Source organism: Cupriavidus mimosae (assembly GCF_023952485.1).
GTDB lineage: Bacteria > Pseudomonadota > Gammaproteobacteria > Burkholderiales > Burkholderiaceae > Cupriavidus > Cupriavidus taiwanensis_C.
The window spans coordinates 163572-177899 of sequence record NZ_JALHRY010000014.1; the positions used below are offsets into that span (position 1 = coordinate 163572).

The following is a 14328-nucleotide window of genomic DNA, read 5'->3' on the forward strand; positions in this document are numbered from 1 at the left end:
GATGACCGATGCTAGCCCTGCCCAGTGCCAGCCCCGAAGACCTATGGAGTGCGATCGCCGGCCTCTCCGCCGAGCAGCTGCACACCATCCTCGATATCGCCAATGCCTCGCCGGGGCCGACCGAGGACCTCGATTCGTTCAGGCGCCGCATTGCCGGCGTGTTCGCCAATGTCGCCGGCTTCGCCCCGGCGCCGCCGCCGGAACCGATCGTGCGGGAGATTTGGGAGAAATACCGAGGCTGAACGGGAACCGCGCAGCCAGCCACTCTGGTTATACTTGGCCTAGTTTTGCTCCTGTTCGGTTTTCCCCCGCAATTCCACCAAAGTTCTCCGGAGCCACGCCATGCGAACCGGGCATTGCGCCAGCCGATCACGGCATGCCTTGCCAGAGACGAGGTTGCGCAAACGCTACCGCGCGCTGCCGGCCTTTGCCGCGGCCTTCGCAACGGCCTGCGGGGCGCAGGATTTCGATGCCATCGAACGGCCGTTGTGGGAAGCCGGGCTCGGCGTCGGCGGCATCACCCTGCCGCACTACCGAGGCTCGGATGTACGCGCCAACCTGCTATTCCCGGTGCCCTACTTTGTCTACCGCGGCGAGCATCTGCGCGCGGACCGCAACGGAGTGCGCGGCAAGCTGTTCGATAGCGACCGGCTCGAGGCCAATGTCAGCCTCGGCATCTCGCTCCCGGTCAAAAGCAGCCAGGATGAAACCCGCCGCGGCATGCCGGATCTCAAGACCGCCGTGGAAATCGGGCCCTCGCTGGCAGTGACGCTTTGGCGTTCCGCCGAGGACCGTACCAGGCTCGATCTGCGGCTTCCCATACGGCTGGCCATCACCGTCGAATCGTCGCCCAAGGCGATCGGCTGGATCTTCTCGCCGAACCTGAACCTCGACGTTGCCAACGTCGGCGGCCTGCCCGGCTGGAACCTGGGCCTGATGGCGGGGCCACTGTTCTCGACCGCGCGCTACAACCAGTATTTCTACTCCGTCGAAGAACAATTCGCGACCGCGGCACGTCCGGCCTACAGCGCGCAGGGTGGCTATTCCGGCAGCATGGCGCTGGCTTCGCTGTCCAAGCGCTTTCGCCATGTCTGGTTCGGCGCCTTCGTCCGCTACGACCGGCTCGACGGCGCCAGCTTCGAGAACAGCCCGCTGGTGCGCCAGAAAGACGCGCTGGCCGCCGGACTGGCACTGAGCTGGATCTTCGGTCAGTCGTCGACATACGTACCAAGCCGGGAATAAGGCCGCGGCCGGCTCATGGCATATCGGCGCAAGACCAGCGCCGGGGCAGGCGCATGCGATATATTTCCGCATGCCGCCGTGGCCACATTTCCCCAACCCAACACAGAGAAAAACGAAAATGCCAATGACAAGGACGATCGTCAGCGCCGTTGCCCTGCTCTGCGCCGCCCCGGTGTTCTCGCAGCCGGCCACGCAGGCCGCCGGACTGTCACCCACCATGACCCGCGTCGCGCAATCGGGCGTGCTGCGCGTCTGCACCCCGGGCGACTACAAACCCTTCAGCTTCATGAAGTCGGAAGGCCAGTATGAAGGGCTCGACGTGGACCTGATGACGTCGCTGGCCAGTTCGCTCGGCGCCAAACCGCAATTCGTCAAGACCACCTGGGCCACGCTGATGCCGGACTTCGTCGGCGGCAAGTGCGATATCGGCGCCGGCGGCATCTCGGTGTCGCTGGAACGCCAGAAGCAGGCCTATTTCAGCGCGCCCTACATGGTCAATGGCAAGACACCGATCACGCGCTGCGAGAACGTGCAGCGCTTCCAGAACGTGGAGGCCATCAACCGGCCCGGCGTGCGCGTGATCGCCAATCCCGGTGGCAGCAACGAGCGCTTCGCCCGCACCCACCTGTCCCAGGCCAGGCTGACCATGCACAAGGACAACCTGACGATTTTCGACGAGGTCATCCAGGGCCGCGCCGACGTCTTCGTCACCGAGGCCGCCGAAGCCATCGTCCAGAGCAAGGCCCATCCCGAGCTGTGTGCGGTCAATCCCGACAAGCCGCTGCAGTACGCTGAGATGGGCTATCTGCTGCCGAATGGCGACGAGGTGTTCAAGCGGTACGTCGACCAGTGGCTGCACCTGGCCAGGGCCGGCGGGGAGTTCGATGCGCGCCGTGCGGTATGGCTGGGGAAGTAGCATTTTGCAGCGTGGCCTGCCATTTGGCAGCTCCGATGGCCGGCGCGACAGACTCGCGATCGGCTATTGAGGCGCTTTCCATCCGATCACGGACACAGGGCTGAGGCTCCAGCTGTCATAGTCCGTGGTCCGACGATGGGATCAACCCGGGCGTGGCGGCAGTGGAATCGGCGTGCCGCGGTCCATGCGGCTCACTTTGGCATGATATGAACGCAAATTGTCGTTCGCACCACTAGTCCGTTGAACCCCGGCTCCATATCCTGTGCTCGTGGACTTTACTCATGCCTCGGACACAGCCAGCTAATGGACATGGACCGCTACGATAAACAAATCCTTGCCATCCTGCAGGACGACGCCGCCGTCCCCGTAACGGAAATCGGGGACCGCGTCGGCCTGACCTCGACACCTTGCTGGCGCCGCATCCAAAAGCTGGAAGAGGCCGGCATTATTCGCAAGCGGGTTGCCTTGCTCGACGCAGACGCGTTGAATGCCGGGGTCACGGTCTTTGTCTCAGTGCGTACCAGCCAGCACAACCTGAAATGGATCAAGCTGTTCCATGGATTGGTGGCATCGATCCCGGAGGTGACCGAGCTTTACCGGATGGCGGGCGACACCGATTACCTGCTGCGCGTGGTAGTGCCAGATATCGCGGCCTATGATCGGGTCTATAAGAAACTGATCCAGGGCGCGGAGCTCGCCGATGTCAGCTCCAGCTTTGCAATGGAACAGATCAAGTACACCACTGCGCTACCCCTGGATTACGCGTAAGCCGGCACCGGTCATCCCGGAAGCGCAGCGGTGCTGAAACGCCGCCTGTAGTATCCGGGACTGGTTCCAAACCGGCTTCGGAAGTGATTGCGCAACGTGGCTGCAGCGCCGAACCCCACTTGCACCGCGATGTCATCCACGGACGCATCGGTCTCTTCGAGCAACACCCTCGCCCGGCTCAGGCGTTCTATCAGCAACCACTCTCCGGGCGGCATTCCCATCATGCTGACAAAGTGCCGCTGGAAGGTGCGGGCACTCATTGCAGCTTGCCTTGCCATCCTGGCAATCGGCCAGTCCTGGTCCAAGGTCGTGCGCACCGCGTCAGCCAAAGGCGCCAGCGAGGCGTTGCTGCGTCTAGAGACAGGTTCGGCAATGTACTGCGCTTGGCCGCCTTCGCGGTGTGGCGGCATGACGAGTCGGCGCGCGACCTGATTGGCTGCGCGCGGACCAAAGTCACGGCGGATCAGGTGCAGGCACAAATCGATTCCCGCTGCACTTCCGGCCGACGTCAGGACATCGTCGGCATCGACGTAGAGCACATCTGCCTCTACCCGGATTTCCGGATATCGCTCCGCTAGCATTGCCGCGTGCCGCCAGTGCGTAGTCGCGCGCTTGCCGTCGAGCAATCCTGCGGCGGCCAGGACAAAGGCACCCGTGCAGATCGACATGATTCTCGCCCCCCGCTTGTTCGCCTTTCGCAAGGCACGGCAGAGCTCGCTTGGCACTTCCGCTTCAATATCGCGCCAGCCCGGGATGATGATCGTCTTCGCCTTCGCCAGAAGTTCAAGGCCACCGTCAGCCTGGACCTGAATGCCGCCCGGCCCGCGCAACGTCCCGAGCTCTGCCGAACAGGTCGCAAAGCGATACCAAGCTTCCCCCATTTCCGGCCTGGGCATACCGAACACTTCAACGGCGCAGCCGAATTCGAAGAGGCTCAGGCCGTCGTAGACGACGACCGCGACAAGGCCCCCGTTGGCGCCCGATTGCGTTTCCTTCCTTGGCACGATGCAGGTAGTAATAGGTATTGATGCCATCTCGCCGGGATTTTGCATCAGCTGCCTCGCGTCTCGCAAGCGTTGAAACGCGGCAGTTGCAGCGCACCGCGAGGGTATCCGACGCACGCAGGCCCTGCGGATCACTATGCGGCGCACTTTGGCATGATCCAGACGGAAATTGTCGTTCGTGCCACTGGTTCATTCAACCCGCGATCCCTATCCTTGGCTCGGTGGATCGCGACCCGACGGGAGCAGAGTCCGCCAGAAACTTCAATCTACAGTGAGAGAGAAAGTGAAAGACAAGCTACTGATGCTCCGCCCCGGGTTTATGCAAGGCCTGGAAGGCCCCTTCTATTGCGGCGATGCCGTTGCCATCGAAGGCCTGCTTAGCTTTTTCCCGCAGTTGCGCAGCCAGATCGACGTCGAATACATCGATGCGCAGCGGCCTCGCAAAGCAATCGTCGACCTGATCGGCGAGGCAAACCAGTCCGCCCCCGTTCTGGTGCTCGGCGCCGGACGCAAGCCGGTCGACGACAGCGTGGAGATTCGCGTGCACGGTCAAACGCGATTCGTCGACTCCCCGGACCATATCCGTCGATACCTATCGACGCAGTATGGCGTAGCGCACTCAACTTCCTGACCGCCGCCCAAATCTGACGCTCGTGCGCGAAGCCGGGTGTGACAGGCAAGGCTTCGCGCCGCGCTCAACCAGTGCCCCGAGCGCGGCCACCACTGAGCGGCGGATGCTGGCGAGCTCGATCGGGGTGCCGAGTGACTTTTCTGCCCAGGACCCCATGCGCAGAGCGAAAATGGCACTCGCCATGCGTTTCAGCCAGGCAGCGGCGACGCCTGCGGCGGGTCGAAGGCACGAACCTCCGGCGCTTCTGCGTTGGACCACGGCGCGATCTCGACCAGCGCGGAATGCGCGCTGCACCCCTGGGCCAGGCGGGAGGTGCCGCGGTCCATCGTCAGGACGTTGGGATTGCCATGGCGTTCAAGCGTATCGTCGCTCGCATCGAACCAGGCACCGGTCGGCATTACCACAACGCCACGCATCAGTGCATCGTCCAGACGTGCCCCCGCCAGACATGCCCCGCGCTCGTTGAACACGCGTACGATGGCGTTCTGCGCGATGCCGCGCTCCGCCGCATCCAACGGGTGCATATGGATTGCCTGCCGGCCCCGGACCTTCATGGCCAAGGAGTGGCTACCCGCGTCCAGCTGCGAGTGCAGCTTATCCGCCGGCTGGGATGTGATGAGGTGCAAAGGCCAGCGCCGGGCTGCGGCATCGCCAAGCCATTCGGCAGGAGGCAGCCAGGACGGATGCGGAGGGCAATCCTGATAGCCGAACTCGCCAATGCGCCGGGAGTAGAGCTCGATCTTGCCGCTGGGTGTGCTCAGGGGACTGCCCTCGGGATCGGCACGGAAGTCCGAGAACAGCACGAACGGCGCGCCCGGCTCCGGCAAGCCGGTGTACCCCTTCTCCCAGAACTGTTCAAATCGCGGCGCGTCGAAGCCGGCCCCGGTCCAGCGTTCCACCATACTGTCGTAGATATGGCGAATCCAGGCGAATTCGTCGCGGCCTTCGGTGAACGCCAACTCGCAGCCGGCGCGCAATGCCAGGTCTCGATAGATGTCGAAGTCATTGCGGCTGCTGTACTGGGCTGGCAGCGCCTGATGCATCGCCAGCACGTACCGGTCTCTCGAGGAGCCGCCGATGTCGTTGCGCTCCAGCGTGGTCGTGGCCGGCAGGACAATGTCCGCGCGCCGCGCGGTTGGCGTCCACCAGCTGTCATGCACCACGATCGTCTCCGGCACTTGCCAGGCCCGTGCCAGCCGGTTGAGGTCCTGGTGGTGGTGGAACGGGTTGCCGCCGGCCCAGTACACCAGGCGTATATCCGGATAGGTGCCTTCACGGCCGTTGAAGTCGTAGCGCTCCCCGGGGTGCAGGAGCATGTCCGAAATACGCGCGACCGGGATGGCGCTGCGCGCGGGATTGGTACCCGCGCCCATCTCCGGCGCCGCGACGTCGGGACGGGGCGTGCCGGCACCGTTGATGGAGCCATGCCCGAACGCAAAGCCGCCGCCGGGCAGACCGATCTGCCCCAGCATCGAGGCCAGCGCGATGCTGGCCCAGTACGGCTGTTCGCCGTGATGGGCGCGCTGCAACGACCATGTGCAGTTCAACATCGTGCGCTGCCGGGCTGCTTCGGTGGCCAGTTCGATGATGGTCTCGGCAGGCACCGCACAGATCGACTCCGCCCAGCGGGCATCCTTGGCCAGGCCGTCGTTGCGGCCTAGCAAATATGCCGCGAATGCGTCAAAGCCTTCGCAATAGCGCGCCAGGAACGCCGTGGCATGCAGGCCACGCGTCAGCAGCGTGTGCGCCATGCCAAGCATCAGCGCGGTGTCAGTGTTGGGACGGATGGGCACCCAGCGGGCCTGCAGGCCGGCCGGGATGTCAGCGCGCGTCGGGCTGACTACGACAAACTTCACCCCTGATCGCTTTGCGCGTTCGATCCATTCCTGCGAACTGTGCGCGCCCGCGCCCCCGGAAGTGATCTGGGTGTTGCGTATCGGCAGGCCGCCAAAGGCGATGAACAGCTCCGTGTGTTCAAGAACGCTGCGCCAGTCGGTGACTCTCCCCGTGACCGGCTTGTAGGTGCCGATCACATGGGGCAACAGAAATTGCGCGGCGCCCCAGCTGTAATTGCCCGCTTGCGTGGTACAGCCCCCGCCTGCGAACAGAAAGCGGTGCGTCAGCGTGCGCGCATGATGCAGGCGTCCTGCGGAAGACCAGCCGTAAGAGCCGCCAAAGATGGAAGCATTGCCATACTCGCCGCGTACTCGGGCCAGTTCACCCGCCACCAGGTCCAGCGCGGTGTCCCAGTCCAGCTCAACGAAGTCATCGTTGCCCCGCTCGCTGCGCTGCGCGTGCTCGCGCTTGCGCAGCCAGCCGCGCCGCACCGCCGGCCGACGGATCCGCAGCGGCGAATGCACCATCCCCGGCATGGATTGCAGGATCGGTGAAGGCGCGCTGTCGCCGAGAAACGGCTCGCACGCGACCAGTCTCCCGCCTTCCACCACCGCCGTATAGGCACCCCAGTGCGAAAGCGTGGGAAAGCGGCTGCGGACATCGGCAGCAGCAAGCGTAGTTGTCATGTTGGTCTCCTCCACCGGGATACAGACGCCCGCTACGAGCGGCGCAAGCGCCCAATGTTGGGCGAGCCACGCGAGCATTTTTTTCTCTTATGGATGGGATGCACCGATCAAATGAGATGAATTTTCTCAGGACGCATCCCTAAGCTGGTCGACATTCCAGCGGCAATCACCAACATGAAAGCCGCACCGCTCAGCCACGGAGATCCGATGAAAGAAAGCACTCAGTTAGTTTGCGCCGGCCGCCACCCGGAGCGGTTCGGCGGGGTCGTCAACACGCCGGTCTTCAGGGCCTCGACCATTCTCGCCGGGTCGATGGCTGAATGGGAGGAAATGAAGCGCGCCCGCGCTGCGGAAGAGCCTGGCGCAACGACCTATGGTCGTTACGGCACGCCCACGACCCATGCGCTGGAAGAAGCCGTTGCCGCGCTGGAAGGCGGTTACCGTTCGCTCGTGTTTCCGTCCGGCCTCGCGGCCATCAGCACCGCACTGACGGCACTGCTGTCGGCTGGTGACCACGTGCTGGTCACCGACAGCGCCTATTCGCCAACCCGCGCCTTTCTGGAGCGCGTACTGACGCGCTTCGGCGTCGAAGTCGAGACCTACGATCCCGCCGGCGGCACGCCGCTCGAAGCACTGTTGCGGGTCAACACGCGGGTCGTGTACGTCGAATCGCCGGGGTCGGAAACGCTTGACATGCAGGACGTCCCGGCAATCTGTGCTGCCGCGCATCGACATGGCGCCGTGGTAGTCATGGACAACACCTGGGCAACGCCGCTCTACTTCAAACCGTTCTCCCACGGCGTCGACGTTTCGATCCAGGCCGCCACCAAGTACATCGTCGGCCATTCCGATGCCATGCTTGGCGTGGTTACCTGCAATCGGGATACCTGGCCCCGGATCAAGCAGACCACTCAGGACATGGGTCAGACTGCCGGTCCGGACGACGTCTACCTGGCACTGCGCGGCCTGCGCACCATGGCGGTCCGGCTCCAGCGCCACTGGGAATCAGGACTGCGCGTTGCCCAATGGCTGGCGCAGCAGCCGCAAGTCGAGGCGGTGCTGCATCCCGCCCTGCCGTCGCATCCAGGCCATGCGCTGTGGAAGCGCGACTTTACCGGTGCCTGTGGCCTGTTCTCCGTTGTCTTGCGCTCGCATTCCAAAGGATCACTCGCAGCCTTCGTCGACGCGCTGGAGCACTTTGGCCTGGGAGTTTCCTGGGGCGGATATGAAAGCCTGGCCATTCCTTTCACGCCGGGAAAGCACTTCACCAGCGCACGCTGGCCCTATCAAGGCCAGGCCGTGCGCCTGCATGTGGGTCTCGAAGACCCGCAAGACCTGATCGACGATCTGCAGCGCGGCCTGATGGCGCTTTCCGCGCATGAATCCACCGGGGAGGCAAGGCAAGGCGTCGACGCCAACCACACTTGCCCGACCTGAACGACAACCCTGCCTGCGCCGATCGTCCCGGCCCTGGCACCCATACAAAATTTACGACGGAGACAGACATGAGCAAGATGAAGATTGAAGGGTCCTTTGTGGCCCTGATCACCCCCTTTGCCAAGGACGGCAGCCCGGACTTCGGCGCTTTTCGCGAACTGCTCGATTTCCAGGAACGCCACGGGACCTCGGCGGTGCTGATCATGGGGTCCACGGGCGAGGTCTCGATGCTCTCGCAAAAGGAGCGTGAAGCGATCATCGTGGAAACCGCGAAGATGAAGACCGGCAGGATGAAGCTGTTCTATGGTTGCACCGGCAACAACACGCAGACTACCAAGGACTATCTGCGCTTTGCCAGGGCCAACGGCGCGGATGGCGCCATCATCGCCGCGCCCGCCTACATCTGCGCGCCGGAAGCCGATATCGAAAGCTACTTCCTGGAGGTGGCCGACGAGACCGACCTGCCCCTGGGCATCTACAACAACCCGCCGCGCGTGAAGACCGACCTGCATTGGGACAGCCTGCTGCGCATCTTCAAGCACCCCAACTATGTCGTCCACAAGGAGTCGACGACGCGGGTGGGACAGGTAGCGCAAGTGTTGCGCGGCGCGCCGGACGTCTCCGTGATGTGCTGCGACTCGCCCAACCTTGGCCTGGTCGTTCCGACCATGAGCCTGGGCGGCCATGGCACCGCGAACATGACCGGCAATATCGCCCCGGCCGAGCTGGCGCAGATCTCCCGTCCGTGGACATCCCCCGACACCGCGGCCAGCTTCCACCAGGCCTACCTGCGGAACCTGCAATTGCTGCACTACGCCTACTCCGCCATCAACCCGGTGGCGATCAAAGCGCTGATGAAGGCGGTGGGCCTGCCTTCGGGCGAACTGCGCAAGCCGCTCACCGGCCTGGAGGGCGAGCCCCTGCTGCGGGGCCTGCGCGTCATCAAGGAACTCGAACTCGACCGGAAGTACGGCTGGTCGTCGCCGATGCTCAAGGCCATTTGAACCGAACCGGGAGCGATCAATGGAACTCGGCATTGCAGGGCGCCATGCACTCGTCTTCGGCGGGAGCAAGGGCATGGGGCGCGCGTGCGCGCAGCAACTGGCAGCGGAAGGCGTGAAGGTATGCATTGCTGCCCGCACGGAGAGCACGCTGGCCGCGGCGGCCACGGAAATCGGCGCCGCGACCGGGGGTGATGTCAGGTACGTGGTAGCGGACCTCACCACGGACGCCGGGCGCGCCGCCGCGCTGGCGGCATGCCCTACCCCGGATATCCTGGTCAATAACGCGGATGGTGCCCCGCCCGGTGATTTCCGCCAGTGGACACCGGCAGACTGGCACGCCGCCATCGATGCCATGATGATCGGGCCGATCGACATGATCCGGCGGACCGTCGACGGCATGATCGAACGCCGCTTCGGCCGCATCGTGAATATCGTCTCGCGCAGCGTGAAGACGCCGCAACTGGAACTGGGTCTGTCCAATGGCGCTCGCTCCGGCCTGGTCGGCTTCGTCGCGGGGCTCGCGCGACAGACCGTTCGCCACAACGTCACGATCAACAACCTGCTCCCGGGCGTGTTCGCGACCGATGCCCAGCGCCACCACATCGAAGGCATGCTGGAGTCGACCGGCAAGAGCTTCGAGCAACTCTGGCACGAACGCGGCACCAGCAACCCGGCAGGCCGCTATGGCCGGCCCGAAGAGCTCGGCGCACTCTGCGCCTTCATCTGCTCCGGGCAGGCGGGCTATATCTGCGCTCAGAACATCCTGATCGACGGCGCGGCTTACCCCGGCACCTTCTGAGCCCCCGGCTTCACCGAAGCCATTTCAACGCAGCGCCTCGCATCCCACGTCACCGCAGGCGATGGCGCTGCCTTCCCTTGTCCAAGCAAGTTACGTTGATCCGGCCATGCAACCACGCCTCCTCACCCAGATCGGTTCCCGCCACATGCCCGTCGTACGCATGGGCATCTTCCTCCTGTCTTTCGTGACATCCGCGGGCGTCGCAAAAGCGGAATCCATGCCTGACAGCGCCTACCCCGTTCGCACCATCACCATCGTCGTGCCGCATGCGCCTGGCGGCTCGGTGGACGGCCTTGCGCGCGTGTTCGCAATGAAGCTCGGCCAGGAGCTGAAGCAGACCGTCATTGTCGACAACCGGCCGGGTGCATCGGGCCTTGTCGGTGCCGGCATCGTCGCCCGCGCGCCGGCTGACGGCTACACCCTCTACATCAACGCCTCGATCCACAACATCAACCCGATGCTCTACCGGAAGACCATCAAGTTCGATGCGGTCAAGGATTTCACCGCCGTCAGCATGCTCGCGCAAGGTGCGCTGATCTTCAGCGTGAATCCACAGGTGCCGGCGACCTCGCCGCAGGCACTGGCGCGCGCCGTGAAAGCCAATCCCAAGCAGTACAACTTCGCGACCAGCGGCAACGGCTCCGCCGGCCACCTGGCCTTGTCCCAGTTCATGTATGACAGCGGCATCGCGGACCTGCAGGTGCCGATTGCCCTGTACAAGGGCGGCGGTCCGGCGCTGACCGACCTCATGAGCGGCCAGGCGCAGGGCATGATGGATCCCATGCTCTCGTCGCTGCCCGGGGTCAAGGCCGGCAAGTTGCGCGCGATCGCGGTGACCGGACGCTCGCGCAGCCCGTTGTTGCCGGATGTCCCGACCATGCAGGAAGCCGGATTCAAGGACTTCGAATTCTATTCCTGGTACGGACTGTGGGCGCCGGCCAGGCTGCCCGATGGGATCAGGAAGAAGCTCGACAGCGCCTCGGCAAAGGTCATGTCGTCGCCGGACATCAGGGATCGCCTGAACGGCCTGGGCTTCGAGAGCGCCTACAAGAATGGCGGTGACTTCGAGAAATATATCGACAGCGAAACCAGGCGCTATCGCGCGATCATCGATCGTGCACACATCACCGCCGACTGAATCCGTGGAACGGGGCAGCAGACATGCGCGTACTAGTGCTTGGGGCCGGCGTTGCCGGCATCTCCGCCGCCTACCATCTGTGGCGCGACGGCCATGAGGTGACCGTGCTGGAGCGACAGGCGGGCCCGGGGATGGGATCGAGCTTCGGTAACGCAGGGGGCCTTTGCCCCGGCTTCGCCGGCCCGTGGGCGTCGCCGGGCATGCCGTACAAGGTGCTGCGCATGGCCCTGCAAAAGCATGCGCCGGTGCGCTTCTCGATGATGCCGGATGCCGCGCGCCTGCGCTGGCTCGCCCGATGGCTCAGGGAATGTAATGCGGAGCGCTTTGGCATCAACAAGGCACGCATGCAGCGCATGGCGCACTACAGCATGCGCTGCATGCAGGCTTTGCGTGACGAAGTGCCGGAGCTCGCCTTCGGCTTTCACCGCGACGGCACGCTGCAACTGCTCGAGACCGACCAGGAAGTCGAGCTGGCTCGGTTAGCCACGCGCACACTCAGCCAGTTCCAGGTGCCATGGCGGATGATGAGTCGCGATGAAGCCGTGGCGCTAGAACCATCACTGCGGGCGTCTGCCGCGGCATGGCAAGGCGCACTGCATCTGCCGGACGATGCCTCGGGCGACAGCGCGAAGTTCTGCGCAGGCCTCGCCAGCTATCTTGCCCATCGCGGCGTGTCGCTTCAGTACGGCGCTTCGGCGACCCGTCTGGTCCATGCGCACGGCCGCCTTCGCAGCGTCGAGGTCACGCAGGGCGGGCAGACGGATCAGCGGCAGGCCGACGCCTGCGTGGTTGCACTCGGTTGCCAGACACCCGCGCTGCTCGCTACCGCGGGCCTGCGGATCCCGATCTATCCGCTCAAGGGCTATTCGATCACGATCCCCATTGCCGACACCGGGGCTGCACCACGCATGGCAATCATGGACGAGCACAACAAGATCATGCTGACCCGCCTGGGCGACAAGTTGCGCGTCGCGGGAATGGCCGAGCTGGTCGGATACGACTTGTCGGTGCGCCGGGCCCGTACGGAACTGCTGTCGACACTGACGCGACGGCTCTTTCCGCGAGGACTCGACCATGCCGCGGCCACGTCGTGGGCCGGCCTCCGTCCGATGACGCCGGACGGGCCGCCCATCCTCGGTGCGACACCACTGCAGGGCCTCTACCTGAATGCCGGCCATGGCTCCAATGGCTGGACACAGGCGTGCGGCACCGGCCGGCTTGTGGCCGACGCGGTATCCGGCAGGCCGCCGGAAATCGACATGGACGGACTTACCGTGGAGCGCCTCGGCATGCAATGCGCCGAACGCGCACCGGCTCGCGTGGCCTGATCCATTCCGTTGCGCGGGGCGCCGCTGCCGGCGGTGCAGTGCGCGGGGAATTCCATCCGCGGGGAGGCAGCGCGTGGGTGACACGCACCGCAGCCCACTGAAGCGCCATAACTCACCAAGCTATCGCCGCATCGCCCGTTCCGGGGCCAGCGGCGAGTGCTGCCCTGCGCGGGCAACAACTCGAATATGGATACGGAGGAGAACGATGAAGACATCAGCAAAGAGCGCCTTCGCGGCGTCGGTGGGATGCCTGCTTGCCGCGGCGGCACAGGCACAGTCAAGCGTCACGCTATACGGCGTCATGGATGCCGGCGTGGAGTATGTCAGCCATGCCGGCCCGGGTGGTTCGGGATCCGCGTACCGCGTCACCTCCGGCAACACCGCGGCATCGCGGTGGGGCATGCGGGGCAAGGAGGCACTGGGCGCTGGCATGAGCGCGATCTTTGTGCTGGAGAGCGGTTTCCTCACCGACACTGGCATGGCCGGATTTGGCGGCCGCCTGTTCGGCCGGCAGGCATTCGCCGGTATCGCGGGGCCTTGGGGCAAGGTCACGCTCGGGCGCCAGAACAATATCCTGTTCGACTTGTTCATCCCCTTTGACACTAACCGCTATGCGCCCTACTCGGTGCTTGCCCACGACGCGCAGTTCGCCGGCCGGGCGGACAATGCCATCAAGTACACGGGCAACTTCGGCGAACTGACCATCAGCGGCCTGTACAGCACCGGCTATGACTCGACCATTGCCAACGGCAGCGAAGTCCCCGGCGCGCCGCGCGTCGGCCAGGAGATCGGTGCCGGCGCTTCATACACCATCGGCAAGGTCGGCTTGGCCATTGCCTACGACCAGCGCCGCGGCACCTCCACGGTCACGGCGGGCAATATTGAACGCCGCTACGCGGCAGGATTGCTCTACACCAGCGGCCCCTTCACGGCCGAGGCCGGATACCGGCTCCTGCAGAACGGACTGGCCGCGCCCGCCAACCGTTCCCATCTCTACTGGCTCGGCGGTGCCTACGCGGTAGAACCGGCGCTGACGCTGCGCGCCGGCATCTACCGGACGGATACCCATGCCTCGGCTGACGACGCCACCAGCTACGTGCTGCAGGCGGCGTACACCCTGTCGAAGCGCACGGAGCTTTATGTCAATGCATCCTACATGGACAACGCGGGCCGCTCGACGCTGGGCGTGGCGAGTGCGACCAGGGTCGCGCCAGGTGTGGGACAGACCGGCGTGGCGGCGGGCATGAAGCATATTTTCTAGTACCGCGCGCAGGGCGTTTGAGGGTATTCCGCTCGCCCGCTGCCGAACACCGACACAATCAGCCAAGGAGACAGAGATGTACATAGGTATCCCGCGCGAGACGCGGGCCGGCGAGACTCGCGTCGCCGCCACCCCGGAGACCGTCAAGAAATACGTCGCCCAGGGCCACAAGGTGGTGATCCAGGCCGGCGCCGGCCAGGGCGCCAGCCAGCCCGACGGCGCGTATGAGGCGGTCGGCGCCACCATCGGCAGCGCTGCCGACGCGCTCGGCGCGCAGA

At 64.8% G+C, this 14328-nt stretch carries 13 protein-coding genes and 1 pseudogene; 12 read left to right on the plus strand and 2 right to left on the minus strand.

The window, feature by feature from the left end:
* Window positions 1–8: 8 nt before the first annotated feature.
* From MKD50_RS23840 to MKD50_RS23855, 4 genes are all read left to right on the plus strand, one after another.
* Complete coding sequence (locus MKD50_RS23840; RefSeq protein ID WP_252668947.1) at window positions 9–242, plus strand: hypothetical protein; 234 nt, start codon at window positions 9–11, stop codon at window positions 240–242.
* Window positions 243–396: 154 nt separating this feature from the next.
* Window positions 397–1242 carry a MipA/OmpV family protein gene (locus tag MKD50_RS23845; protein WP_252668948.1) on the plus strand — a complete coding sequence of 282 codons (846 nt, stop codon included), beginning with the start codon at window positions 397–399 and terminating at the stop codon, window positions 1240–1242.
* Window positions 1243–1366: 124 nt separating this feature from the next.
* Window positions 1367–2158, plus strand: a complete 792-nt coding sequence (locus tag MKD50_RS23850; RefSeq protein ID WP_252668949.1) for a transporter substrate-binding domain-containing protein — start codon at window positions 1367–1369, stop codon at window positions 2156–2158.
* Between the two features lie 309 nt (window positions 2159–2467).
* Window positions 2468–2926, plus strand: coding sequence for an Lrp/AsnC family transcriptional regulator (locus MKD50_RS23855; protein ID WP_240074431.1), 459 nt, complete (start codon window positions 2468–2470; stop codon window positions 2924–2926).
* An 11-nt stretch (window positions 2927–2937) separates the two neighbouring features.
* Here the strand turns inward: MKD50_RS23855 and ftrA are convergent, their stop codons facing one another.
* Window positions 2938–3978, minus strand: a complete 1041-nt coding sequence (ftrA, locus tag MKD50_RS23860; RefSeq protein WP_336247204.1) for a transcriptional regulator FtrA — start codon at window positions 3976–3978, stop codon at window positions 2938–2940.
* Between the two features lie 235 nt (window positions 3979–4213).
* Here ftrA and MKD50_RS23865 point away from each other — a divergent pair, with 235 nt between their 5' ends.
* Complete coding sequence (locus MKD50_RS23865; protein ID WP_252668950.1) at window positions 4214–4561, plus strand: DUF3088 domain-containing protein; 348 nt, start codon at window positions 4214–4216, stop codon at window positions 4559–4561.
* A gap of 188 nt (window positions 4562–4749) precedes the next feature.
* On the opposite strand, the gene MKD50_RS23870 is transcribed toward MKD50_RS23865, so the two are convergent.
* A complete protein-coding gene (locus tag MKD50_RS23870) occupies window positions 4750–7083 on the minus strand; it encodes a molybdopterin guanine dinucleotide-containing S/N-oxide reductase (RefSeq protein ID WP_252668951.1) in 2334 nt (777 codons plus the stop codon).
* A 207-nt stretch (window positions 7084–7290) separates the two neighbouring features.
* Here MKD50_RS23870 and metC point away from each other — a divergent pair, with 207 nt between their 5' ends.
* The 7 genes and pseudogenes from metC to MKD50_RS23905 form a co-directional block, all read left to right on the plus strand.
* Entirely contained in the window at window positions 7291–8520 is a 1230-nt protein-coding gene (metC, locus tag MKD50_RS23875) for a cystathionine beta-lyase (RefSeq protein ID WP_252668953.1), read from the plus strand.
* Window positions 8521–8588: 68 nt separating this feature from the next.
* Window positions 8589–9524, plus strand: coding sequence for a 4-hydroxy-tetrahydrodipicolinate synthase family protein (locus tag MKD50_RS23880; protein ID WP_252668955.1), 936 nt, complete (start codon window positions 8589–8591; stop codon window positions 9522–9524).
* Between the two features lie 19 nt (window positions 9525–9543).
* Window positions 9544–10323: an SDR family NAD(P)-dependent oxidoreductase gene (locus MKD50_RS23885; protein ID WP_252668957.1), complete on the plus strand. Its 780-nt coding sequence runs from the start codon at window positions 9544–9546 to the stop codon at window positions 10321–10323.
* A gap of 106 nt (window positions 10324–10429) precedes the next feature.
* Window positions 10430–11461, plus strand: coding sequence for a Bug family tripartite tricarboxylate transporter substrate binding protein (locus tag MKD50_RS23890; protein WP_252668959.1), 1032 nt, complete (start codon window positions 10430–10432; stop codon window positions 11459–11461).
* 23 nt (window positions 11462–11484) lie between these two features.
* Window positions 11485–12789 carry a D-amino acid dehydrogenase gene (locus MKD50_RS23895; RefSeq protein WP_252668961.1) on the plus strand — a complete coding sequence of 435 codons (1305 nt, stop codon included), beginning with the start codon at window positions 11485–11487 and terminating at the stop codon, window positions 12787–12789.
* 73 nt (window positions 12790–12862) lie between these two features.
* Window positions 12863–14050, plus strand: a complete 1188-nt coding sequence (locus MKD50_RS23900) for a porin (RefSeq protein ID WP_252668963.1) — start codon at window positions 12863–12865, stop codon at window positions 14048–14050.
* A gap of 76 nt (window positions 14051–14126) precedes the next feature.
* A pseudogene (locus tag MKD50_RS23905) lies at window positions 14127–14328 on the plus strand (NAD(P)(+) transhydrogenase (Re/Si-specific) subunit alpha); the annotation flags it as partial.